At 67.0% G+C, this 21,006-nt stretch carries 25 protein-coding genes; 10 read left to right on the forward strand and 15 right to left on the reverse strand.

All coding sequences use genetic code 11. The features are described 5' to 3' along the window. The first annotated feature begins 123 nt into the window (after positions 1–123). Positions 124–1,089, forward strand: coding sequence for an ABC transporter ATP-binding protein (locus B9A95_RS26185; RefSeq protein ID WP_245808497.1), 966 nt, complete (start codon positions 124–126; stop codon positions 1,087–1,089). Between the two features lie 40 nt (positions 1,090–1,129). Further along, a complete protein-coding gene (locus B9A95_RS26190; protein ID WP_084049932.1) occupies positions 1,130–1,924 on the forward strand; it encodes an ABC transporter permease in 795 nt (264 codons plus the stop codon). A 101-nt stretch (positions 1,925–2,025) separates the two neighbouring features. Here B9A95_RS26190 and mglA read toward each other — a convergent pair whose 3' ends face one another. Both mglA and mglB read right to left on the reverse strand, forming a co-directional pair. Further along, complete coding sequence (gene mglA / locus B9A95_RS26195) at positions 2,026–2,616, reverse strand: GTPase MglA (RefSeq protein WP_084049933.1); 591 nt, start codon at positions 2,614–2,616, stop codon at positions 2,026–2,028. Positions 2,617–2,632: 16 nt separating this feature from the next. Then, positions 2,633–3,118 carry a GTPase-activating protein MglB gene (gene mglB / locus B9A95_RS26200; protein WP_084049934.1) on the reverse strand — a complete coding sequence of 162 codons (486 nt, stop codon included), beginning with the start codon at positions 3,116–3,118 and terminating at the stop codon, positions 2,633–2,635. Between the two features lie 27 nt (positions 3,119–3,145). Between mglB and B9A95_RS26205 the strand changes: the two genes are divergently transcribed. Then, positions 3,146–5,164: a phosphodiester glycosidase family protein gene (locus B9A95_RS26205; protein WP_084049935.1), complete on the forward strand. Its 2,019-nt coding sequence runs from the start codon at positions 3,146–3,148 to the stop codon at positions 5,162–5,164. A 25-nt stretch (positions 5,165–5,189) separates the two neighbouring features. On the opposite strand, the gene B9A95_RS26210 is transcribed toward B9A95_RS26205, so the two are convergent. The 4 genes from B9A95_RS26210 to B9A95_RS26225 form a co-directional block, all read right to left on the reverse strand. Continuing rightward, positions 5,190–5,732 carry a 3'-5' exonuclease gene (locus B9A95_RS26210; protein WP_084050991.1) on the reverse strand — a complete coding sequence of 181 codons (543 nt, stop codon included), beginning with the start codon at positions 5,730–5,732 and terminating at the stop codon, positions 5,190–5,192. 523 nt (positions 5,733–6,255) lie between these two features. Next, entirely contained in the window at positions 6,256–7,200 is a 945-nt protein-coding gene (gene uvsE / locus B9A95_RS26215) for a UV DNA damage repair endonuclease UvsE (RefSeq protein WP_084049936.1), read from the reverse strand. Beyond that, a complete protein-coding gene (locus B9A95_RS26220) occupies positions 7,197–7,382 on the reverse strand; it encodes a DUF2256 domain-containing protein (protein WP_084049937.1) in 186 nt (61 codons plus the stop codon). The genes uvsE and B9A95_RS26220 overlap by 4 nt, the downstream gene beginning before the upstream one ends. Then, positions 7,375–7,869 (reverse strand): gluconokinase, encoded by a 495-nt coding sequence (locus tag B9A95_RS26225; protein WP_084049938.1) that lies wholly within the window; start codon positions 7,867–7,869, stop codon positions 7,375–7,377. The genes B9A95_RS26220 and B9A95_RS26225 overlap by 8 nt, the downstream gene beginning before the upstream one ends. Before the next feature lie 122 nt (positions 7,870–7,991). On the opposite strand from B9A95_RS26225, the gene B9A95_RS26230 reads away from it, so the two are divergent. Together B9A95_RS26230 and B9A95_RS26235 are read left to right on the forward strand one after the other, a co-directional pair. Continuing rightward, complete coding sequence (locus tag B9A95_RS26230; RefSeq protein ID WP_170928779.1) at positions 7,992–8,327, forward strand: PadR family transcriptional regulator; 336 nt, start codon at positions 7,992–7,994, stop codon at positions 8,325–8,327. Continuing rightward, the gene (locus tag B9A95_RS26235) at positions 8,324–9,007 is read left to right on the forward strand and encodes a hypothetical protein (RefSeq protein ID WP_084049940.1); all 684 of its coding nucleotides are present in this window, start codon (positions 8,324–8,326) and stop codon (positions 9,005–9,007) included. Before B9A95_RS26230 ends, B9A95_RS26235 begins: the two co-directional genes overlap by 4 nt. A 483-nt stretch (positions 9,008–9,490) precedes the next feature. Here the strand turns inward: B9A95_RS26235 and B9A95_RS26240 are convergent, their stop codons facing one another. Beyond that, positions 9,491–10,564 carry a 3-deoxy-7-phosphoheptulonate synthase gene (locus tag B9A95_RS26240; RefSeq protein ID WP_084049941.1) on the reverse strand — a complete coding sequence of 358 codons (1,074 nt, stop codon included), beginning with the start codon at positions 10,562–10,564 and terminating at the stop codon, positions 9,491–9,493. Between the two features lie 440 nt (positions 10,565–11,004). Between B9A95_RS26240 and B9A95_RS26245 the strand changes: the two genes are divergently transcribed. After that, positions 11,005–11,382, forward strand: a complete 378-nt coding sequence (locus tag B9A95_RS26245; RefSeq protein ID WP_084049942.1) for a DUF1345 domain-containing protein — start codon at positions 11,005–11,007, stop codon at positions 11,380–11,382. Between the two features lie 214 nt (positions 11,383–11,596). Here B9A95_RS26245 and B9A95_RS35800 read toward each other — a convergent pair whose 3' ends face one another. After that, on the reverse strand, positions 11,597–11,770 hold the full coding sequence (locus B9A95_RS35800) for a hypothetical protein (protein WP_245808499.1): 174 nt from the start codon (positions 11,768–11,770) through the stop codon (positions 11,597–11,599). Between the two features lie 31 nt (positions 11,771–11,801). On the opposite strand from B9A95_RS35800, the gene B9A95_RS35805 reads away from it, so the two are divergent. Beyond that, the gene (locus B9A95_RS35805; protein WP_245808500.1) at positions 11,802–12,227 is read left to right on the forward strand and encodes a hypothetical protein; all 426 of its coding nucleotides are present in this window, start codon (positions 11,802–11,804) and stop codon (positions 12,225–12,227) included. Positions 12,228–12,287: 60 nt separating this feature from the next. On the opposite strand, the gene B9A95_RS26255 is transcribed toward B9A95_RS35805, so the two are convergent. The 3 genes from B9A95_RS26255 to B9A95_RS26265 form a co-directional block, all read right to left on the reverse strand. Next, positions 12,288–13,295: a TerC/Alx family metal homeostasis membrane protein gene (locus B9A95_RS26255; protein ID WP_084049944.1), complete on the reverse strand. Its 1,008-nt coding sequence runs from the start codon at positions 13,293–13,295 to the stop codon at positions 12,288–12,290. 477 nt (positions 13,296–13,772) lie between these two features. Continuing rightward, complete coding sequence (locus B9A95_RS26260) at positions 13,773–14,090, reverse strand: hypothetical protein (protein WP_084049945.1); 318 nt, start codon at positions 14,088–14,090, stop codon at positions 13,773–13,775. Positions 14,091–14,197: 107 nt separating this feature from the next. Then, positions 14,198–14,764, reverse strand: coding sequence for a YIP1 family protein (locus B9A95_RS26265; protein ID WP_084050992.1), 567 nt, complete (start codon positions 14,762–14,764; stop codon positions 14,198–14,200). A 138-nt stretch (positions 14,765–14,902) separates the two neighbouring features. Between B9A95_RS26265 and era the strand changes: the two genes are divergently transcribed. Then, complete coding sequence (gene era / locus B9A95_RS26270; protein WP_084049946.1) at positions 14,903–15,886, forward strand: GTPase Era; 984 nt, start codon at positions 14,903–14,905, stop codon at positions 15,884–15,886. 319 nt (positions 15,887–16,205) lie between these two features. On the opposite strand, the gene B9A95_RS34795 is transcribed toward era, so the two are convergent. From B9A95_RS34795 to B9A95_RS26285, 3 genes are all read right to left on the reverse strand, one after another. Beyond that, on the reverse strand, positions 16,206–16,445 hold the full coding sequence (locus tag B9A95_RS34795) for an NUDIX hydrolase (RefSeq protein WP_212648386.1): 240 nt from the start codon (positions 16,443–16,445) through the stop codon (positions 16,206–16,208). A gap of 69 nt (positions 16,446–16,514) precedes the next feature. Beyond that, entirely contained in the window at positions 16,515–17,045 is a 531-nt protein-coding gene (locus B9A95_RS26280) for a YfiT family bacillithiol transferase (protein WP_084049947.1), read from the reverse strand. After that, complete coding sequence (locus B9A95_RS26285; protein ID WP_084049948.1) at positions 17,042–17,401, reverse strand: nucleotide pyrophosphohydrolase; 360 nt, start codon at positions 17,399–17,401, stop codon at positions 17,042–17,044. Before B9A95_RS26285 ends, B9A95_RS26280 begins: the two co-directional genes overlap by 4 nt. Positions 17,402–17,661: 260 nt before the next feature. Here B9A95_RS26285 and B9A95_RS26290 point away from each other — a divergent pair, with 260 nt between their 5' ends. Continuing rightward, positions 17,662–17,961, forward strand: coding sequence for a hypothetical protein (locus tag B9A95_RS26290; protein WP_084049949.1), 300 nt, complete (start codon positions 17,662–17,664; stop codon positions 17,959–17,961). Positions 17,962–18,397: 436 nt separating this feature from the next. Here the strand turns inward: B9A95_RS26290 and B9A95_RS26295 are convergent, their stop codons facing one another. Further along, positions 18,398–18,889 (reverse strand): DUF4384 domain-containing protein, encoded by a 492-nt coding sequence (locus tag B9A95_RS26295; RefSeq protein WP_084049950.1) that lies wholly within the window; start codon positions 18,887–18,889, stop codon positions 18,398–18,400. A 135-nt stretch (positions 18,890–19,024) separates the two neighbouring features. On the opposite strand from B9A95_RS26295, the gene ftsH reads away from it, so the two are divergent. Then, entirely contained in the window at positions 19,025–20,932 is a 1,908-nt protein-coding gene (gene ftsH / locus B9A95_RS26300) for an ATP-dependent zinc metalloprotease FtsH (protein WP_084049951.1), read from the forward strand. Positions 20,933–21,006 lie beyond the last annotated feature (74 nt).

Consider the following 21,006-nt stretch of genomic DNA (forward strand, 5'->3'; position numbering starts at 1 on the left):
CGACACCTCCCCCGAGGCACAGCCGCCCCCTCCGAAGCCCCAACCCCTCCCGAGACAACCCCTCACTCGCCCTCCCGAGACATGGGCGGCACAACCGCCGTGCCAGGCGTTACGCTGGAAGGCGTGACCACCCCAGCCCAGGCTGCCTCAGCCGACCCCGCTTCTCCTCCAGCGGCCCCCGCCATCGAGGTCCGCGGGCTGCACAAGAAGTACGGCTCCCAGGCCATCCTTCACGACATCAACCTCCAGGTCCGCCCCGGCGAGGTCTACGCCTTGACCGGCCCCAACGGCGCGGGCAAATCCACCCTGATCCGCACGGTGACGGGCCTGGCCTACCCCACAGGTGGACAGGTCAGGATCATGGGCCGCGACGTTCACAACGACGGCTCACGCGCCCGCGCGCACCTCGGCGCGGTGGTGGAGGCTCCTGCACGCTTCTACACCCAGTTCACCGGGACGCAGAACCTCCAGATTCACGCGGACCTCGCCGCCATGACGCCTGGGGGTCAGCCGGTGGGGCGGGACCGCATCCGTGAGGTGCTGGCGCTGCTGGAGCTCACACGCATGGCCGACCGCAAGGTGGGCGAATATTCGCTGGGGCAGCGTCAACGGCTGGGCGTGGCGAGCGCGATTCTGGCCTCGCCCCGGGTGCTGATCCTGGACGAGCCCACGAGCGGTCTCGACGCCCTGGGCATCGGCCTGATCCACCAGATCGTGACGGACCTGGCCGAGCAGGGCTGCGCGGTGGTCCTGAGCACCCACCACCTGCGCGAAATTTCCACCTACGCGCACCGGGTGGGCATCCTAAGCGGCGGGCGGCTCGTGGATACGGTGGACCTCAAAGACCGGCAGACGGCTTACCGCTTCCGCGTCAGCGATCCGGGAGGGGCTGCTGAGGTATTGCGGCGGCTGGCCTTCGTGCAGCAGGTCACCACCCGCGCTCCCTATGCCGTGGCCCACCTGACCGACGAGCATTACATGCCCGAAGCCATCGCGCACCTCAGCGCTGCTGGAATGCACGTGTTCGAGGCCAGCCCGGACCTGTTCGACCTGTACGAGTACTACCGCGCCCGCGTGGAGCAGCCCTGATGCATCCCCTTTTCCCCACCATGCCTGTTGGAGCCGACCGATGCTGACCCTCGTCGCCCTGGAATTTCGCAAACTGCTCGGCTCGCGCAGCGCCCGGCTCGCACTGCTGGTGTGCTTGCTCACGCCCGTGCTGTGGCTCGTCGCGCCCCGCCTCAACCAGCTGCTGCAAAATGTGGCGCTCGTCAGCGGCTGGCAACTCCCGGCGATCAGCCTGGGCGTACTCGTGCAGTTTCTGCTGCCGCTCTTTCTGGCAATCACCTGCGCGGAAATGATTGGCGCGGAGGTCAGCCGGGGCACCCTCGCGCCGCTGCTGCTGCGGCCGGTGAGCCGTACCCGCATCATCGTGAGCAAATTGATCGTCGCGCTGATGTTCCCCGTACTGCTGGTGGCTGCGCTTGTGGGAGCGTCGCTGCTCGCAGGCGTGACGCACGGCCTGGGCGGCTTTCAGGGCGGCACTGGGCTGGGGCCGGGGTACTTCGTGGGCATCGGCCCGCTGACGGCGGCAGGCGCGTTGGGGCAGGTCTTGAACAGCAGCCTGCTCGCCATGCTGATGCTGATGCCGGTGGCGGCCCTGTCGCTGCTGTTCGGGGTGCTGTACCTCAACACCGCCGCCGCGGCCCTCGCCACCCTGGCGACCTTGAACATCATGCGCCTGCTCGTGGTCTTTCCCGAGGGGCTCCAGCGCCTGCTGCTCACCACGCACCTGGACCTCTACACCCGCCTGGGAACGCCCGAACTTCAGCGCAGCATCCCGGAATCCCTGGTGCTGCTGCTGATCTATACGGTGGGCTTTGCCCTGATGGCGGTGTATGCCTTCGAGCGGCGGGACGTGTAGGGGCGTGAGGGATTAGGAAGGAGGGGTTGGGAACAGCAAAAAGAGAGGGTGGGGACCCGGTTGTGGCGTCCCCACCTTCTCTTTTCCTAACGGCTAACGCCTCACTTGTTCTTCGACAGCCGGTCCAGGACCAGGCGGCTCACGCTCTTCAGGGTCTCGAAGACGCCGCCACCGGTGTGGGCCGTGGCCTCGAACATGATCAGTTCCTTCTTGGGATCGATCACGGCGCGGATCATGTCTATGGGCAGCGCCCCCTCGATGTCGCGCTTGTTGATCTGCAGCACGATGGGCACATCACGCACGTCAATGCCGTGTTCGGCGAGGTTCTCGCGCAGGTTGCGCATGCTCTCGGCGTTGGCCCGCAGCCGGTTGGGAGCAGAGTCGGCCACAAAGACGATGCCGTCCACGCCGCGCAGAATCAGCTTGCGGCTGGCGTTGTAAAACACCTGGCCAGGTACGGTATACAGGTGAAAGCGGGTCTTGAAGCCCTGCACGGTGCCGAGGTCCAGCGGCAGGAAGTCGAAGAACAGGGTGCGCTCGTCTTCGGTGGCGAGGGACACCATGTCACCCCGGAGGTGCTCGGGCACCTTGGAAAAGACGTGCTTGAGGTTGGTGGTCTTGCCGGACATGCCAGGGCCGTAGTACACGATCTTGCAGTTGATCTCGCGCGCCGCGAAGTTGATGGTGCTCATGTTGCCTCCTTGCGAATCAGCCGAGCAGGTCGTCGAGGAGCGCCGAGGCACCCTGTGAGAAGTCCTCACTGAACTGTACCTGGGGCATGTCCTGAATTTCCTTCAGGATAACCGCCAGCTGGGCGATGGTCTTCTTGGTATGGACCTTCACGCGGCCCAGCGGTACGGAGGCGTCGAAAATCAGGGTCAGCAGCGTCTGCTCGCCCACCGACTCCACGTACAGGGTGCCGTTCTCGCCCTGGTGAATCTGCTCGCTGAAGGTCCGCTCGCCCAGCATGTTCGCCAGCGCGGCGGTGGCGGCGGCATTGCTCGCCACCAGCGTCGCGACGCTGTCGAGCGCGGGGGGGCGAGGGGCCCACAGGGCTTCCTTGTGCGACAGGACGAAGCCCTTACGGTCCACCAGCAGGCAGTAGCGCACCCCGGTGGCGTTGAGCAACTCCTCCAGGTGGCGGTCGACTCGTTCGAAGGCTTCCCCATACAGGGCGAGGGTGGGTTCAATCATGGCCCTCGCAGTATAAGAGCCTCTTTCATGCGGCGTTCTGACAACACCGCTCCGTACCCCGGCGCGGTCCTCACCCGCCCCGGTCCGGGGACCGCTAGACTCCCGCCCGTGAACCTGCCCGCACCCCCTGTAAGACTGATCTGGACGGCACTTCTGGCGCTGACGGCAGGCGCGGGGGCCCGTCCGGTGGCCGTTGGCGGCCAGGTGCAGGCCGCGGCCGTGGACTCGCACACCCTCCCCGGCGGCGAGGCCCTGGCCGTGTGGACCCTCCCGCGCCTGGGCGTGACGGTCCGCAATGACCCGGACGACGTGCGGCTCCTGTACGGGTCCCGCGAATTGCGCTACGCCCCGGGGCGAGGCTGGCGGGCGGTGGGCTTCAAGCTGCCCCCAGGCACGCGCCTCCCTGCCCCCGAGAGCGTCGGCACCAGCCTGTACGTCCCCCTCGCCGCCCTGCGCCTGCTGGGGGTACGGGTGATCGCCGACACGCCGAACCTGCTGGGTTTTCCCGCGCCCGCCCAGGAACCGGAGGCCACGCTGCCGCCCTCGCCGGACCTGCCGCAGCCAGCACAAGCGCAAACCCAGACGGCGCAGCCTCCACCCAGCGTTACGCCTCCCACCCCAGCGGCGCCGGGACCGAATGCACCCGCGCCCACCCCGACAGCGCCTCCCCGGCCTACCCCTCCTCCACCCGTCACCCCGCCACCGCCCGCGCAGATCACTTCTGTGGCCCACCTCGATACCGTCCGCATCAGCCGCACGCTGTACCGCACTGTGGAGGTGCAGCGGGTGGTGCTGGAACTCAGCGGTCAAGCCACGCATCAGGTGATGCGCGAGGGCACGGGCCTGAGCATCGTGCTGCTCGGCGTGGCTTCCAGCGCCTCCAGCCAGACGCTGCCGAGCGGCGACACCCTGGGCATCGAACCGGGCGTGCAGGGCAGCGCCGCGCAGACCACCGTTCATCTGAAAACGGGCGGTGGTACGAGCGAGATTTTTACGCTGGAAGACCCCTACCGGGTGGTTATCGACACCACCACGCAGACCGACACACGGGTGCCGCCGCCTATTGACCCCGACGCCCTGCCCGAAGGGGTCACGTACCGCGCCCGGGGTGGCCTGCACCTGCTGAGCTTTGATTCGGCCCGCTTCCAGCCGAAGGTGGTCACGGCCCCGCTGGGCACCGCGCAGGACGTGGCGAACATGGTGAAGGCAGCGGGCGGCGTGGCGGGCGTGAACGGCGGCTACTTCGATACCGCCAGCAGCCTGCCGGTAGACCTCGTGGCCGTGGGCGGCCTGATGACGGCGCCCAGTCTGGAACGTCGGGCCACAGTGGGCTTTCCTGCCCAGGGCACGCCGCTGTTTGGTTACCCCCGCCCGCGCTACATCCTGGGTGGATCATTCGGCAGCGTGAAGGTGAACACGGTGGGCCCGAGGGCCCGGCCGGAGCTCCTGACCGCCTTTGTGGGGGACGGACATACAGCGGTAGGAATGGACGGCCTGACGACGCTGTACCTCACGCCGAACGCCACCACGGTCACGCGGGCGGTCACTGGCCGCAATGTGCCGCTCCGGGGTACCCTCGCCTTTACCTTCGATCCGGCGCGTTTTCCGCAGTTGCCCAGGGCAGCGGGCGAGCGTCTGAACGTGGACCTGAACTGGCAGACCCCCGAAGCGGCGTGGGAACGGGTGCAAGACGCCCTCAGTGCCGGACCACTGCTCGTGCAGGGCGGCAAGGTGGTGCTCAACCCTGTACGCGAGGTATTTGATACGTCGGCGGGTATCTGGCGACCCACCCGGCAGGTGGCGTTCGGGGTGCTGAACGGCCAGCCCACCATCGCCTACCTGGAATACGGCACGCCGGAAGCCTTTGCCGCCGCCCTCGCTGCCGCTGGCGTGGACGACGCAGTGCGGCTGGACAGCGGCAGCAGCGCCACCGCTTATGTCGTGGGCGGCTACGCGGGGCTGGGCGGCTACCTGAATACGGTGTGGAGCCGTCCGGTCCCCAACGCCATCGTGTTTGTGCCGAAGATCAGCGCCGCGCGGAAGTAGGGAATTGGAGCGTACCGGCCGGCCCCTACCCCGCCACCCCCAGCCGCTCCATCAACCGCACGAAGGCGTGGGCCGTGACCTTCACGTCGCCCCCTGTGCGGTGGCGGGTCCCCGGCTCAAAAGACAGACCGAGGCGCTGGGCCAGCACATCGAGGTTGTGCGCGCGCTCACGGGGAAAGGCCCGGCGTGAGAGCTGTACCGTGCAGTACTCGGCGGCGGGAGCCCACACCAGGCCGTGCCGCTTTGTCGCCGCCCGCATAAAGCCCCCATCGAAGCCGATGTTGTGCGCCACCACCGCTGAGTCCCCCACAAAGTCCAGAAACTCGGGCAGCACCTGGGCAAGTTCGGGGGCACGGTCCACCATCGCCTCGGTGATGCCATGGACCTGTTGGGCGCGCCAGTGAATGGGAGGCCGCTCGCCCGCCACGTTGGTGGGCCGCACCAGCGTCTCGAAGCGTTCGGCCTCCACCACCTCCCCGCCCCGCACCCGCAGCGCTCCGATCTCGATGATGCCGTCGCGCTCGGGCGAGAGGCCGGTGGTTTCCAGGTCGAACACGACGACGTTCACGCGGCTCAGGGTAGCAGGGGTTCGGGCCTTCAACCGGGCGTGTAGACCATCAGGGGCTGGGCCACGCGCAGCAGCTTCATCCCTTGCGGCGTACCTCAGGCGCACCGCGACTTCCCTCTCCGTCCCGTTGGGAAAGAGGACGTGGCCTGCGCTGCGGTACGCATGACCTTCTGCCGCTTCCCCGCGGCGTCCGGGTCGCCCTTCCGGGTGAAGCTTCCCCACCACGCGAATGAGGCAGGCCCCTTCCGGCATCACGCCTGCGGTTATGGCGCTGCCGTCGCCCGCCGTGGCCGTCACGCTGACGGTACAGGGCTTGGGATTGGCGCTGCTGAAGTTGTTGTGCCGGGCCAACGCCCAAACCTGCGGCAACTTCCCCCCGCTTCAAGCGTCGTCGGCACAGCGCGCAACTCGGTCTCGGAACGGTCGGAAGCGTGGAGGTGCAGGGCCCCAGCCCGGCGACGAGCAGGCGCTCAGGAGAAGCCCGGTGGCGGCGAGGATGGGCAGCGGGACGCATGATCCGAACTTACCCAGCCTCTTCCTGCACCGCTGCCTCTTTTGCCGTCTGCACCGCCGCTGCGCCCCCAGGCGCGCGCATCAGCGCCGCGAGCGCTTCCTCCTTGCCCTTGGCCTCCACCTCGATCCAGGGCACGTCCGCGTAAGCGCGCGGGAAATGTGAGATCAGATGGCTGTGGCGACGGTCCTGCGGCCCCTCAATGCCGTTGCTGAGGTGGACCACCTGCCACCCGGGCGGCGTCCAGGTACCCCGCGCCTTGAGTACCCAAGCGCGCACGCTGGGATCGTCCTGATCGGGCAACTTCTCGCGCACGACGTGGTGGTGGGCGTCGAAGACCAGCGGAACCCCGGCCGATTCGCACACGGGCAGCAGCTCGGCGGGGCCATACGCGCGCTCGTCGTTCTCCAAACCCAGGCGCAGGCGGACGCTATCGGGCAGGTCGGGAATCAGGGCTGCGAGTTCCGCCGCACGCCCTGACTTGCCACCGTGCAGCAGCAGCAGGTTCCAGGTGCTTTGCGGAAAGCCGAAGCGGTCCAGCGTACCGGCGTGCGCGATCAGGGTCCGCAGGCTCGACGCCCGCACCTCAGGGCGCTCGCTGTTAAGCACGATGAACTGCTCGGGGTGCATCAGCACGCGGATTCCAGCGTCTTCAAAGGCGTATCCGGCCCGCTCCATTTCTGGAGCGAGGTGGTCCAGCACTGCGCGGCCCGTATCGTCGCCCACAAGGTCGAACATGGGGAACAGGCTGGAACTCAGGCGATACAGCCGGATGCCTCGGGCCGCGCAGAACCCGGCGGCGCCGCGCACCCGGCGGATGTTGTCGCTGTAGAGGTCCAGCAGCTTGGCCTCCCGGTCCGCAGGAGTGAGTTTCTGGTAGTTGGTGAGCGTGATCGTACGGAAGCGGACCTCTGGTCCCACCGTCATGCACACCAGGCCGTAGGCAGGGGCCGTCATGCCTGCTCCTTTGGGCCCACCGCGCGGCAACGGTCCGAGCAGTATCTGACGTTCTCCCAGTCGCGCTCCCACTTCTTGCGCCAGGTAAAGGGCAGGCCGCACGCCACGCAGACCTTGGTGGGCCGTTGCGAGGGCGGACGGCCCCCACCGAAAGGTTTGGCCGGGGAACGTTTGTCAGGCATGGGCCACTGCCAGCCTTTCCAGCGCCCGCCCTGCCAGTTCTTCTGGCGAATCGGCAAAGGTGACGCTGAGCGTTAGGACGTCCAACTCGTCGGGGCCAGGGACTTGCAGTGTGGCCAGTTGCGAGGGCAGCAGGTTAGCGTGCGCGTAGTGCCCGGCGCGGTGTTCCAGCCGTAAACGCAAGAGTGCCTCGGGCACGTTCAGAAAGACGAAGCGCACACCCTCGCCGCGTAGTGCGTCCCGGTAGGTCCACTTCAGGGCCGAGCAGGCCAGCACCACATCGGCACGGGACTCCAGTTGCCCGCACAGCCGGACCAGCCAGGGCCAGCGGTCGGCATCACGAAGGCCCTCGCCGACGGCCATTCGCGCCCGCGCCTCCGGCGTGTGAAAGTCGTCGCCATCCAAAAAAGGCCAGCCCGTCCGCGCGGCCACCGCTTGCCCCACCGCCGTCTTGCCGCTGCCCGCCACGCCCATTACCACCAGCCTCATGAACCCAGTGTGGCGCCTCACAGCAAAAAAGACCGTGTGGATAAAGAAAGTCGGTTGACACCACCCTTCTCTTATGCCCTGGATAGCCAGGCTTGCATTGCAAGGCATGAAGGAGACCCACCGTGACGCCCCTCAGATTCGGCATGATCGACCTCGTGATTCTGACGGCCCTGGAGCAGCAACCGCGCTACGGGCTGGAACTGTCAGACCATATCGGCTCGCGCAGTGGCGGGTTGCTCGCGGTGGGCGAGGGCACCCTCTATCCAGCCCTCCTGCGGCTGAGCAAGGCCAAGCTGATCGAGGGCGAGCGGCACCCCACGCCCGGCGGCGGCGGTCCACGCGAGGTCCACCGACTGACCGGCAGCGGAGCCCGGAAACTGGAGCGCCGAAAGGCAGAATCGCAGAAGCTTCAGCGGGTGGTCAACGCGCTCCTGATGCCCCGCCGGACGCTGGCATGAGCCGCACCCTCAACCGCTACGTCACCCTGGGCCTGCCCCGGTACGAGCGGCTGGAGATGGCCGCCGAGCGCCGCACGCCCCTGATGGACCGCGCGGCGCAACTGGAACGCGAGGGCTTTTCCCGTGAGGAAGCCGAATACCCCGCCGTAAAGGGCCGGAACGACGTAGGCCTGACCAACCGGCAACTGCCGGGTGACATCTTCACCACGCCGCTGGGGGTGGCCAATCGTGCCGCTCCCGGTGTGGGAGGAAGCGACGTGGCGGTGGTCCGAGCAGATCAGATGACGTTAACCAACCCGACCCAGTTGTACGAGGCGAACGCTCGGCGTGACCAGGTGTTCGCGGCGGACGTGCGCGTCGCGGCCAGGGCCTCTTTCCTATCTGGCCCTGATTCCTCAAAAGGCTGGGCCCGGGCCTGGCTGTGGCGCTTTGCCCTGCGCGAAGGGCAGGGCAGGCAAACGCCGCAGCTCTCGCCCAACGAAATCAAACGCGCACGCCTCCTGCTGACGGGGCAGGCGCGGAACCGGGGTATGTGTACGAGTGAGCGCGACGTGGCCCTCTTTCTGGATGTGCGCTGGACGCCGACACCCACCAGCACAATTCCGGGTGGAGCACCGGCCTCCGCTGAACAGCGCCGCTTTCTCAACACTCCCGGCTCCTTCTTTTGCCCTGGCCTGTAGTTGCCCAATGCCCAGAATCCCGATCTCTGGACTTCCGGAGGCTTTCAAAAACCCGGCTGGGCTTTATGGGGACCCCGCCCACTGGCCCTGGGTGCGTGGATACTGGCAGGCTTCTACCGCGTGAACTACGCCTGCTAACAGCTCTGCGGTAAGGCCTTCTCCACCTCCAGCGCCCCCTCACAAGCACGACGTTCTGCTGGCCATCATGCCCTCCGAGAACCCTCTGGAACGGGGAAGCACACTTGTAGAAGACCGTGGAGAAGGCGTCTAGAGCAGGTGTCAAAGTGCGGACTTCTTTTTGACCAAGCCCGGCGGGCGAACTCGAATGCCCATGGGGAAGAATGGGGAGAGCCGTGAGGGCTGCCCTTCCACGCGCGGCGCCATTCGGACAACTGCGCATTCAAGTTCGCTTCCCAAGCGCGACAGGGCGAAAGTCATGGGCAAGCTGCCCCGCCGGACCCACCGCCAGCCCTGAGCCTGGCCCTACCCGCCCAGTACCCCGTGCGCCTCCAGCAACAGGGCTTCGGTCTCGTCCCAACCCACGCAGGCGTCGGTCACGCTTACGCCGTACTGAAGTTGTGAGAGGTCCGATGGAATGTTCTGCTTGCCGGCGTTGATGTTGCTCTCCACCATCAGGCCCACGATGGCCTTCTGCCCGCGCTGGCGCTGTCCCAGGGCATCGCGCCACACAAGCGCCTGCCGTGTATGGTCCGAGCCGCTGTTGGCGTGCGAGCAGTCCACCATAACGGCAGGGGGCAACCCGGCAGCCTCCATCAGGCCTGCGGCCTCGGCCACGAATTGCGGCGCGTAGTTGGGCCCACCCCGCCCACCGCGCAGAATCAGGTGCCCGTTCGGGTTGCCGCGGGTGTGGACGATGCACGCCTGGCCGTCGTCATCCACGGTGAAAAAGGCGTGCGGGCGGCTGGCGGCCACCACCGCGTCCACCGCAAGCTTCAGGCCGCCGCCGGTGCCGTTCTTGAAACCCATCGGGGCGCTGACCGCACTCGCCATCACGCGGTGCGTCTGCGATTCGGTGGTGCGCGCCCCCAGGCAGGCCCAGGCCACGGCGTCGAAGAGGTATTGCGGCGCGAAGGGGTCCAGCAATTCGGTGGCGACGGGCAGGCCGAGCTCAGACACGCGGATCATCAACTGCCGGGTCAAGCGCAGGCCCTTGTTCATGTCGTTTGCGCCGATCATGTCGGGGTCAATCAGGGGCCCGCGCCAGCCTACCGTCGTGCGGGGCTTGTCCACGTACACGCGCATCTGCACTTCCAGGCGGTCCGCCACCCGTGTTCGCAGGGCCGCCAGTCGCTCGGCGTAGGCAGCGGCCTGCCCGAAGTCGTGAATGGAGCACGGACCGACCACGACCAGCACGCGGTCGTCCTCGCCGTGCAGAATGCCCGCCGCCGCCTGACGTCCGGCCAGCACCGTGCGCTCGGCGGCGGGCGTCAGGGGCAGATCGTCCTTGAGGGCGCGCGGCGTGACGAGCGGCGTGAAGGCGGTGACGTTGAGGTTCTCGGTACGGCCCGGGTGGGCGGCAGTCTGCGGGGAGGTCATGACAGTGGAGGTCCTTTCTGGGGCGGGAGGGAATGAAAAAGACCCGGAGGCTTTCGCTTTCTCCGGGTGGGGTGGGTGCTGAGCAGCGCCGACGCTAGGCCCGGAGGGAACCGAACCAATAAAAAAAGGGGACGCTGCTGAACTTCATAGGGCCGAGTGTACGTCCCGGCCCGCCCACAGAACGCGGGGGCGTCTAGTCCAGAGACGGCGTTGCGCCCAGCAGCGAGCAGAACGCCGGTTTGCGCCGGGTGAGCTCCGGAGCATATGGGTATCTCGGGGCAGTACGAACGCGGCCTGCTGTGGGTTTTGGTGTACCTCGGGGTGTGGCTGGGTACGGGGCCCGTCAGACCGGAACGCCGAAGGCTGCTGGAGCAGCATCCCTGGCTGGCGTTCTGACTGCTGTGGCCTCTCGTTCGTGTTGAGCGCCAGCCTGCTCGGTTTTGTGGTGGCCGGTTTCCACCTGCCGTTCCGCGCTTCACCTGGACCCGGCCGAGAACATCCTGTTCGTCCCGCTCTGCTTGCTGTGCGCCGTGCTGCCGTGGCTGATGGCCCGCCTGGCCTTCGCGCTGCACTACGCCTTCTTGCGGTACGAGAACGCCGCGGGAGGCCTGCGCTTTCCCGAGGACGACGCGCCGGACCTGCTGGACTTCGCCCTCATGGTGGGCACCACCTTCGCCGTTTCCGAGATGGAGGTGGTCCGCAAGGCGACGCGGCGGCTGGTCCTGAAACACACCCTCGTTCTCGTTTGCCTACAACACGGCGATTCTCGCGCTCACCCTGCAGTTTGCTGTCGGCAGCTAGAGGACCGGCGCGGGTAGACCGGGCGGCAGATTCAGGAACCAACGTCGTCTGCGCCCCGTACCTGGAAGGCATGAAGCGTCCCCTGACCCTGCTCCTGATCGCCCTCGCGCTCGCCTCGGGCCTGGCCGATGCCGGACGCCGCAGCAGTGGCGGGGGTTTTGGTGGCAGCCGCAGTTCGAGCAGCTCCAGCCGTTCCAGTTCGGGCAGCTCAAGGTCCAGCCGCTCGGGGAGTTACAGCGCGCCGCGTTCATCGCCCTCACGGTCCAGTTCCTCCAGGCCGTCGTACAGCACCCCGCCGCGCAACTCATCGCGGGGCAGCACGTCTGCAGCGCCCCGCTCCACACCGCCATACCGCACGCCCAGTTCGTCGCAGGGCAGTACGACGAGGAGCAGCGCGGGCAGCACCTCTACCTCCAACCGTGCTCCGCTGCCGGGCGTGACCCCGGCCCAGCTCAACACCTGGAAAAACGTCCGTCTCCCCGCTGGTGTTCCCCGCCGTGCCCTGACGTACAGCGGCGTGCGAAGCGGACAGTACGCCTACCAGCTCTCGGCGGGGCGGTACTACCCCTACCCGCCCACCTACTACCGCTCGCACGGGATCGGGGCAGACCTGCTGAAATACGCGCTGATCTTTACTGCCGTCGAGGGGGTCGCGGACGCCCTCGACGGCCCGGACGTGATCGTCAACAACGTCCAGACCAGCCGGGTCCAGCCTGGAACTGAGCTGAGCGGCATCACCTACGATCAGCCTGTGGTGGCGCAGCAGCGCCCAGGCCCCGGACTCTGGGCGTATATCGTCGTCGGCCTCCTGGCCGCCGCCGCCGCGTGGTTCGCTGTGGGACGAATGGGCCGCAGACGGTAACCGCACGCCAAACAAGCTGGCCTCGGGAGGGCATCTCCAGGCCAGCTTGTTTGCGGGTGGTCAGGACAGCCCTGCCGCCCCCTTGCCCCGCATCTTCCACAAGCTGACCAGCACGCCCCCGCCCAGAATGGCGAGCGTGACCGACAGGCTCACCGCCGCAGGCACCTTGCCGTAGAACTGCGCGTAGAAAATCTTGGCCCCAATAAAGACCAGCGCCAGCGCCAGCGCGGGCTTGAGGGCCGAGAAGCGGTGAAGCAAGGCGTCCAGCGCGAAGTACAGCGCGCGCAGGCCCAGGATGGCGAAGATATTGCTGGTATACACGATGAAGGGGTCTTGCGTGATGGCGAAAATGGCTGGAATGGAATCCACCGCAAACACCAGATCGGCGGTTTCCACCAGCAGGAGCGCGAGGAGGAGCGGCGTGGCGTGGACGCGGAGCCGTCCGGCGGCGTCAGGCAGACGGGCGAGAAAGCGCTCGCCGTCAAGCTTCGGGCTGATGGGGATCACGCGGCCCACGAGCCGCACGGTGGGATGCCGTTCCAGATCTGGGGCGTGGTCCTCCTCACCCTTATTCAGCAGCAGCTTGACGCCTGTGAACAGCAGGAACGCCCCGAACACCCACATCACCCAGTCGAAGGAACTGACCAGGGCTGCGCCCAGGCCGATCATCACGCCGCGCAGCACGAGCACGCCCAGGATGCCCCAGAACAGCACCCGGTGCTGAAGGTGACGCGGAATGGCGAGCGCGCCGAAAATCACCGAGATCACGAAGATGTTGTCGAGGGCCAGCGCTTTTTCCAACGCAAAGCCAGTCAGGTACGCCATGCCGCTGCCCGCACCCAGCGTGGCCCACACCCAGCCGCCGAACAGCAGCGCCACGGTGATGTAAAAGGCGCTGAGCCTCAGGCTGGTGGGCACGCTGATTTCCTGCGGCCACCCACTCCTGCGGCGGTTCAGAACGCCCAAGTCAAAGGCCAGCAGCGCGGCCACCAGCGCCGCAAACACCGCCCACATCCACGTCGGTTTGCCGAGCCAGAGGTCGAAAAGCCAGGGAAACAGTTGCTCCATTGCCGGTTGCTTTCCGGGTGAGGCCATTCGCGCGCTGTCCAGATGGCCACAAGGGAAGGGCCAGACAGAGACAGAAGCGTGTGAAACGGCACGCCCTGCCCAGGTCTGGCCCTTTGTCTGTGTGGAACCGGGATCATCTTCTGATCCGTAATGACGGCTCCACACTCCCCACCGTGCGGTGGGGCGGCGACTCCCCCGGAGTGAGAACAGCGTACCTGCCGGGGGTGAGAGGAACGTGGGGTCCACCAAACGGGCACCGGGCCTGAAAGTCCAACCGTCAAACCGCAAAAGAGTCCCCCTGGGGCTTTGTCGGGCGATTGGCGCCTCCTTATCCAAACTCCGGTTGGGTCATTTACGAAGTGATTTAATCCAGGCAGACTCGCAAAGCTGCGGAGCGAGCAGGAGGAAAACGGGTTCTGGGCGTGGAGTTGGCAGACCGGTGGGATTCAGGTTGGTCAACGGCACACGCAATCCGCGTTACCCCTCCCCGATCTGCCGCAGCCGCTCCACGCGCTCGGCCAGATCGGGGAGACCCAGGCTCCGCAGCGACTTGGCCGCGCGAGTGACGGCGGCCTCGTCCACCCGGTTCTCGTTCCACCCGGCGATCAGCATGGCGCACCCCTGAAGGGCGTCGCTCACCGTCTCGCGGTGAAACATGGCAGCGAGGTTGCCGGGTTGCGGGGGCTGGGTCTGCTGGACCTGCGCCTGCACGTCGAGAACCACCTGCATGAAGACCTGATCGAGTCGGGCGCGGTCATCAGGCGAGAGGGAGGTGCCTGCGGGGTCATGGGTCATGGGAGGCAGTGTAGAGGAGGCCAGAAACAGAAAGGAGGTGGAGCCCCATCGGGCTCCACCTCGGTCGCAGACTGCACTTTTGGCCACCTGCGGTGCAGGGGGACTGCTCAGAACAGCTTAAGCAGGATCAGGGTAACGGCTCCCTGCGCCACGCCCGCCAGCACCAGCGTCACGGCGGCGCTCACGCTGTCTTTCAGGTTCACGCTGGACTGCACCGCCATATACCCGAAGAAGATCATCACGAGCGAGATCACGAAACTGACCAGCCAACCCAGCAGGGGAATAATGCCGATGATCGAGCCGAGAATGCTGAGCGGGACGAAAAACAGGGCGAACGTGTACGCCACTTCCGGATAGGTGCCGGTGCCCCGGAAAAGGCTGCGGCCCACGAAGTACACGGCCCCCGTAAACACCGCGAACTGCAGGGGCACCAGAATCAGGCGGCTGATCAGCTGGCCAAAAAAGGTCACGCCGGGGTGAAAGGGCGCGAACACGGCCCCCACCACAGCCGATACGATGGCCGCGAGCAGCACGTAGGTCAGGGCCTGCTGCAGCCCACCCCGGCGCTCGAAACGCTCGAAGGTGGCGGGGCTGGGCCGGGTCAGCACGGCGAGGCTCTGACCAAACATGTCGGCGAAGGACGCTTGCAGTTGCGTGGGAGTGGGGGCGCTCATGCCCCCGAATACGGGAAGGACGTGAGGAGCGTTCCACCGCGCCGCAACGTTAAAGCTTAGGTAAAGAAATTTCGGCAAGCCGGGTGCCAGCCATCCGTTCGCACGGTTGTCCACACGTCTCCATGAGACAATCGGGGGATGACGGACCTTCCCCCCTCTCCCGACAGCGGTGAGCTGACCACCTCCCCCACCCCCAGTGCACACGGCGGCTTTGAAACCGAGGGCGGCCCGCAAACCCACAGCGGCTTTGTCGCCATCGTGGGCAAGCCCAATGTGGGCAAGAGCACGCTGCTCAACTCATTTCTCAACACCAAAGTCGCGCCCACCAGCCCCCGTCCCCAGACCACCCGCCGGGGCGTGCGCGGCATCTACACCACCGACACCCAGCAGATCGTCTTCGTCGACACCCCGGGCCTGCACAAGCCGAAAGACGCGCTGGGCAAGTACATGAACCAGGAGGTGCACAGCGCCCTAGGCGACGTGGACGTGATCTTGTGGGTGGTGGACCTGCGTCACCCACCCACCGACGAGGACCAGCTCGTCGCCCGGCAGATCCGTGACCTGCCCAAACCCCTGATCCTGGTGGGCAACAAGACCGACGCCGCCAAATACGCCGGCGAGGCGATGAAGCTCTACCGGGCGCTTCTGGAGGGCCGGGAAACCGAGACCGGCGAAGTGATGCTCAGCGCCCAGAACAACCCCGAGGCGGTGTCGGGCCTACGCGAGCAGATTCTGGACCACCTGCCGGAAAATCCCTTTTTCTTTCCGCGCGGTGCGGCCAGCGACCAGACCCGCGAAATGTGGGCCGCCGAGATCATCCGCGAGGAAGCCATGAAGAAGCTGCGCGACGAACTGCCCTACGCGGTGGCCACCCGCGTCAACCGCTGGACGGAGCGAGAGGACGGCCTGCAGCGCATCGAGGGCGAGATCGTGGTGGAGAAGAACGCCCACAAGGGCATGGTGATCGGCGCAGGCGGCAAGCAGCTGCGCGAGATCGGCCAGGCGGCCCGCAAACAGCTGGAGGTCTTTCTCAACCGCAAGGTCTTCCTGGGCCTCGAAGTGATTGTGATTCCCGGCTGGCGCGAGGACGAGGAGGCGCTGAGGGAGCTGGGATACGAGTAAAGCAGTCAGCAAAAAGAAGGGGGGTGGGCGCGCTGGCGTTCGCCCTCGCCCCATTGTGAGGCAGATTATCGCCCGGTGGAAAGCGCTTCTGCCGCAACCGCGCCCACTCCCCCAGCCCGTCCTCGCAGAACAGTTTCGTCTGGTCCATCCGAATCTGCCCAGCGTCATACAGCGCTTCAAACTCCTCGCGCGTCGCGTGGCGGGCCCCGGCCACCTCAGCGGTGAAGGTGGGGCGCACCTCCTGCCCGGAGAGCGGCTCGGCCAGCCAGATCCATACGGAGGATAAACCCACCGCCGGGGAACTGACCGAGATAGGCGTTCAGGAATGTGACGGGACGGACGCGCAGGACCGTTTCCCGTAGGCCCCACGCACAGGGGTGTCCTGCGGATTCTCTCCCTCCGCCACACTGCCCGGCGGAATGCGCCGCGGACCAGCCTTTTTCATGTGGTCCGGCGAGCCCAGCTCACGCACGAGCAGGACGTCGCCACGTTTATTCAAGGTGACCACGCTGCCTGCCCGCAGTGAGACGGGCACATGCGTTTTCCCGTCGTGCTGCAAGGAGGCGAGCATAGAGGAAGCCCCCAGTGCCCGAGGATTTGGGTGTCCACTGCCGGCTGACCGCACCTCCTACATCTTGATCAGCCGCATGTGCGCCGTGTGGTGACGCCCGTGCCAGGCGTACATGGCGAGCAGGGTGTCCAGCGTAAAGGTCCGGCCCAGACCCGGATGGGTCCAGGTGCGCGCCCAGGCGTCCTCGGGCAAGGCCTCCAGCAGCGCGACGAGGCGGGCATGCAGGCCTTCCAGCAACGTCAGACTAACGTGGGTAGGCAGGGCGCTGTCGGGCAATCCGGCCCACAGCCCTTCCTCGTAGGGCTTGACCACCGGGTTATCCTCCGTAAGGGCGAGCTTGACCCGTGCGTAGGCGTTGATGTGGCTGTCGGCCACGTGATGCACCACCTGCCGCCCAGTCCAGCCACCCTCCCTGTAGGGGGTGTCCAGTTCCAGTCCGGTGAGGGTCTCGCTGACCACCCGTAGGTCCGAAGGCAGCAGGCGCAGAGCGCTGATGGCCTCCTCGCGCTCCTCGGGCGTCAGGGTCAGGGGCGTGGGCACCGGCCCGATGGGGTAGCGGCGGTCTTCGGTCCTGTGCGCCTGGGTCATGGCTGTTCCTCCGGGGTGGACTTGCGGGTCCAGCGGTCCGCATCACGCGTCTCGATCTTGTCCATCATGCGGGCAAAGCCGCGTTCCAGGCTCAGGCCGCGTTCATTCGCCATACACAGCATCACGAACAGCAGATCGGCCAGTTCCATCTCCAGGTCCCCCGCGTCTTCACCAGGCTTGGGCGTCTTGCCGTTTTCATGGGCCAGCACGCGGGCCACCTCACCCGTTTCCTCCGTCAGGCGGGCCAGCATCAGGAGGGGCGGAAAGTACCCTTCCCTGAACTGCGAGATATAGGCGTCCACCCGCTGCCGGGCGTCCTCAAAGGTGAGGGACGGAGAACTTGAGGGCTCAGACATGCGCTCAGGGTAATGGGATTGGCCGCAGGGGTGGGGTGCGCCGCGTGGGGGATGCCACGCGGGAGGGTTCCTGGACATTCTGAGAGGGATGCGGAGCGCCCCTGCTCTCCCCTGCCGCCTGAACAGACCGCCCATCTGGGACGTGCCTCGGGCAGCCGGCCTGGGTTCACTGCCTGGTCCGCCACAGGTACCGTAGACGGAGGCACAGATGACCGCCCGGGCGTCCTCGGGTGGGCCGGGGGCGCAGACCTGACGTTGGCGTGACGGTCCCCCGAACCGCTGGGGCGCAACTGGGCGGCCTGCTGGAGGGCGTGGCAGTCCCCTGGCGCGTGGCGACGCTCAACGTGTCGCTGCTGGGTACCAAGCTGTCGCGGGCCGAGGGGGTGCAGCGGCGCGTCCTGCTGGCGAGCGCTGGCCTCAGCCCGAACTGGTACCGTAACGCCGCCGCATGGCCTTGGTGGATGTCTTTGCTCACCCTGCACGCGGGTTGCAGACCTGCGCAGCGCCGGAGGGGAGACCAGAGTGGGCCGTTCGGCGCAGGGTTCCGCCGATTGGACTGAAACGGGCGTCTTACGCCGTGCGCCAGGGAACCACGGCTGAACCACCTCTCCCGGACTGCGTGGCTTGCGGGCGTCTAGCGTGCTGTTGCCCCAGACTTCTGAACCCTGCTCGGCCGAGCAGGGTTCAGAAGTCGCGCGCTGTCCTCCTCAGCAGTGGGCGCAGTTGCCCAGTTCCTTTCCCGAGGTCACCCCCAAGCAAATGCACGCCTTGCGTCGACCCCGCGCTCCGCACAAGGGGCAACTCGCGGGGCGCGCGAATGAATGGCCACGGGCCCTGACGCAGACCCAATCTGCGCGCCCTCACCCGCGCGTGGCGGGGCACCCGCTGCCCCCGAACCGGGAGGGGGCGCCCCGACTGCCCCGCCCAAACTGAACCCCTCCAGCAAAAAGGCCAGCCCACCCGGAGGCGACTGGCCGAAAGCAGCGTGGGGACGGCTCAGCGAATGTAGAGGTACGTCTCCTGCACGTCGCGGTCCGCCTGCGCGTAGGGCTGCACGTACTCGTCGGTGGCGAGGTTCCAGCGGGTGCCGTCGTAGGTGCCGCTGAAGATCAGGTCCGAGGTAGGGCGCACGCGGGTAAAGATGGCCCGGACGCGCTGCAAACCCGTGGGCGGGGCAACGTTATAGGTCACGCCGTCGCTGGGACGCGGAAACACGGTGGTACCGGCCGGGATATACACGTTGCGGACAAGCGAAGTGGCGTAGCCGTTGGGCTGCAGCGCCACCAGCGTGAGGTAACCGGCCGTGCGGGTGGTCACCTGCAGGCGCAGCGGTTCGCCGACCCGGTAGGTGGCCCCCTCGCCCCGGTCCGGGCGCAGGTTCGCGATCAGGTTGGAAGAACTGCCCACCAGACCGAGGTTGGACCGAACGGAAACGGTGCAGGAACTCAGCCCGAGGGCGAGCATACCGAGCAGCAGGGCAGAACGCATGGGACCAGCATACGGAGGGGGCCTGACGGGCATCTGAGGGTGGGTTCAAGTGGGCGGCAGGGAAACAGCCACAACCCGTGGAGGAAGGTCACAAAGAACAGGGTGCCTGCCCCCACCGCGGGCGTAGCATGGAGCATGCTCCGCCCGCTCCGCCTGTCCGCTGCACGCACGGCGTTTCTGCTGCTTTCCTTGGCTGTCCCGGCGTCCGCTGCTCCAGCGCAGAACGGAATGCAGGGAGGCGGGGACCGGGGCACGGCTACGGCGGTGGAGGCCGCGCCGATGCCACAGCCACCCACCACGACGGGCACCTACACCGTCAACCGGTTCTTTGAGGACCTTCGGGCAGGCCGTGTGGAGCGGGTCGCACTGGACGGTGCGGGCAACGCTTCCGTCCAGCTGCCCGGCAGCGCGCGCCCGCAGTCCATCGTGCTTCCGCCAGACGCGGCCACGCTCGCCCGGTTGCGCGCTGCGGGCATTCCCGTTACCGTCACGCCGGGCGGCTCGCCCTTCAGCTGGATCGCCCAGTTGCTGCCCCTGATCGTCACTGGACTGATCCTGCTCGTGCTGTGGCGCAGCCTACGGGGCAATCCGGGCAGCGGGGCGGCGGGGAATTTCGGGAAATCGAAGGCGGCGGTGATCAGCGAGGGGCAGATCAAGCTGGCGTTCAGCGATGTGGCGGGATGCGACGAGGCCAAGAGCGACCTGCAGGAAGTCGTGGACTTTCTGCGCCATCCTGAGCGCTACCACCAGCTGGGGGCCCGGATTCCCCACGGGGTCTTGTTGGTGGGTCCTCCCGGGAGTGGCAAGACCCTCCTCGCCAAGGCCGTGGCGGGAGAAGCCAAGGTGCCGTATTTCTCCATCAGCGGCTCGGACTTTGTGGAGATGTTCGTGGGTGTGGGCGCCGCCCGCGTCCGCGACCTGTTCGAGCAGGCCCGCAAGTCCGCTCCCTGCATCGTCTTTATCGACGAGATTGACGCCGTGGGAAGAAAGCGCGGCGTCAACCTGCAAGGCGGGAATGATGAGCGCGAGCAGACTTTGAATCAATTGCTCGTGGAGATGGACGGCTTTCAGAGTGGGCAGGAGGTGATTATCCTCGCGGCGACGAACAGGCCCGATGTGCTGGACGCAGCGCTGCTGCGTCCCGGACGCTTTGACCGCCAGGTGGTGGTGGACGCCCCCGACGTGCGGGGGCGGGAAATGATTCTCCGCATCCACGCCCGCAAAAAGCCCCTTGATCCCAGTGTGGACCTGGCGGTGATCGCCCGCAGGACAGCCGGGATGGTCGGGGCAGATCTGGAGAATCTGCTCAACGAGGCCGCGCTCGGCGCGGCCAGAGCCGGACGGTCCAGAATCGTGATGCGCGATGTCGAAGAAGCCCGGGACCGCGTGCTTATGGGCCCCGAACGGCGCAGCATGGTGGTGCGGGAAGCGGACCGCAAGGTCACCGCCTACCACGAAGTCGGCCACGCCCTCGCCGCTCAGCTCTTGCCCCACGCCAACCGGGTGGCGAAACTGACCGTGGTGCCGCGAGGGCGGGCAGCCGGGTACATGATGCCCGACGCCGACGACCGCCTGCACGTGACGCGGCAGGCGCTCGAAGACATGATCGCCGTCGCCCTCGCGGGCCGTGCTGCCGAGGAGGTGGTGTACGGCGAGATCACGACAGGCGCGCAGAACGACTTCCAGCAGGCCACGTCCATCGCGCGGCGCATGGTGACCGAATGGGGCATGTCGGGGCGCATCGGCAAGGTGGCGCTCGCGCAGGGCGAGGGGAGCTATCTCGGCGGCGGCCCGCAACTGCTTCCCATGAGCGAGGCCACCGCCCTCGCCGTGGACGAGGAAGTCCGCGCCCTGATGGACGAGGCGTATGACCGGGTGCTGGCCCTCGTGCGCGAACACCTCCCGGCCATCCACGAGATCGTGCGCGTACTGATGCGCCGCGAGACGCTCTCGGGCGAGGAGTTCTCCCTGCTGCTCGCGGGGGGCACACTGGACGATCTGCCCCCCGCCGGGGGAACCCTGCCCGCGCCGCTTCCTGCCTGAACTCCGCGAACGGCAAACACGGCCCGGCAAGGTTTGCCGGGCCGTGTTTCTTTGCCGGGTCCCTTGGGGGGAAG

The organism is Deinococcus hopiensis KR-140, assembly GCF_900176165.1.
GTDB classification, from domain to species: Bacteria; Deinococcota; Deinococci; order Deinococcales; family Deinococcaceae; genus Deinococcus; species Deinococcus hopiensis.

Excerpts from the sequence above, each read along its gene's own strand:
- B9A95_RS26255 (WP_084049944.1), bottom strand. The coding sequence starts at position 13,295 with ATGGAGCAACTGTTTCCCTGGCTTTTCGACCTCTGGCTCGGCAAACCG.
- era (WP_084049946.1), top strand. The coding sequence starts at position 14,903 with ATGACGGACCTTCCCCCCTCTCCCGACAGCGGTGAGCTGACCACCTCC.
- B9A95_RS26240 (WP_084049941.1), bottom strand. The coding sequence starts at position 10,564 with ATGACCTCCCCGCAGACTGCCGCCCACCCGGGCCGTACCGAGAACCTC.
- uvsE (WP_084049936.1), bottom strand. The coding sequence starts at position 7,200 with ATGACGGCCCCTGCCTACGGCCTGGTGTGCATGACGGTGGGACCAGAG.
- B9A95_RS26205 (WP_084049935.1), top strand. The coding sequence starts at position 3,146 with ATGCGGCGTTCTGACAACACCGCTCCGTACCCCGGCGCGGTCCTCACC.
- B9A95_RS26225 (WP_084049938.1), bottom strand. The coding sequence starts at position 7,869 with ATGAGGCTGGTGGTAATGGGCGTGGCGGGCAGCGGCAAGACGGCGGTG.
- B9A95_RS26190 (WP_084049932.1), top strand. The coding sequence starts at position 1,130 with ATGCTGACCCTCGTCGCCCTGGAATTTCGCAAACTGCTCGGCTCGCGC.
- B9A95_RS26260 (WP_084049945.1), bottom strand. The coding sequence starts at position 14,090 with ATGACCCATGACCCCGCAGGCACCTCCCTCTCGCCTGATGACCGCGCC.
- mglA (WP_084049933.1), bottom strand. The coding sequence starts at position 2,616 with ATGAGCACCATCAACTTCGCGGCGCGCGAGATCAACTGCAAGATCGTG.
- B9A95_RS26220 (WP_084049937.1), bottom strand. The coding sequence starts at position 7,382 with ATGCCTGACAAACGTTCCCCGGCCAAACCTTTCGGTGGGGGCCGTCCG.
- ftsH (WP_084049951.1), top strand. The coding sequence starts at position 19,025 with ATGCTCCGCCCGCTCCGCCTGTCCGCTGCACGCACGGCGTTTCTGCTG.
- B9A95_RS26295 (WP_084049950.1), bottom strand. The coding sequence starts at position 18,889 with ATGCGTTCTGCCCTGCTGCTCGGTATGCTCGCCCTCGGGCTGAGTTCC.
- B9A95_RS26280 (WP_084049947.1), bottom strand. The coding sequence starts at position 17,045 with ATGACCCAGGCGCACAGGACCGAAGACCGCCGCTACCCCATCGGGCCG.
- B9A95_RS26285 (WP_084049948.1), bottom strand. The coding sequence starts at position 17,401 with ATGTCTGAGCCCTCAAGTTCTCCGTCCCTCACCTTTGAGGACGCCCGG.
- B9A95_RS26265 (WP_084050992.1), bottom strand. The coding sequence starts at position 14,764 with ATGAGCGCCCCCACTCCCACGCAACTGCAAGCGTCCTTCGCCGACATG.
- mglB (WP_084049934.1), bottom strand. The coding sequence starts at position 3,118 with ATGATTGAACCCACCCTCGCCCTGTATGGGGAAGCCTTCGAACGAGTC.
- B9A95_RS26235 (WP_084049940.1), top strand. The coding sequence starts at position 8,324 with ATGAGCCGCACCCTCAACCGCTACGTCACCCTGGGCCTGCCCCGGTAC.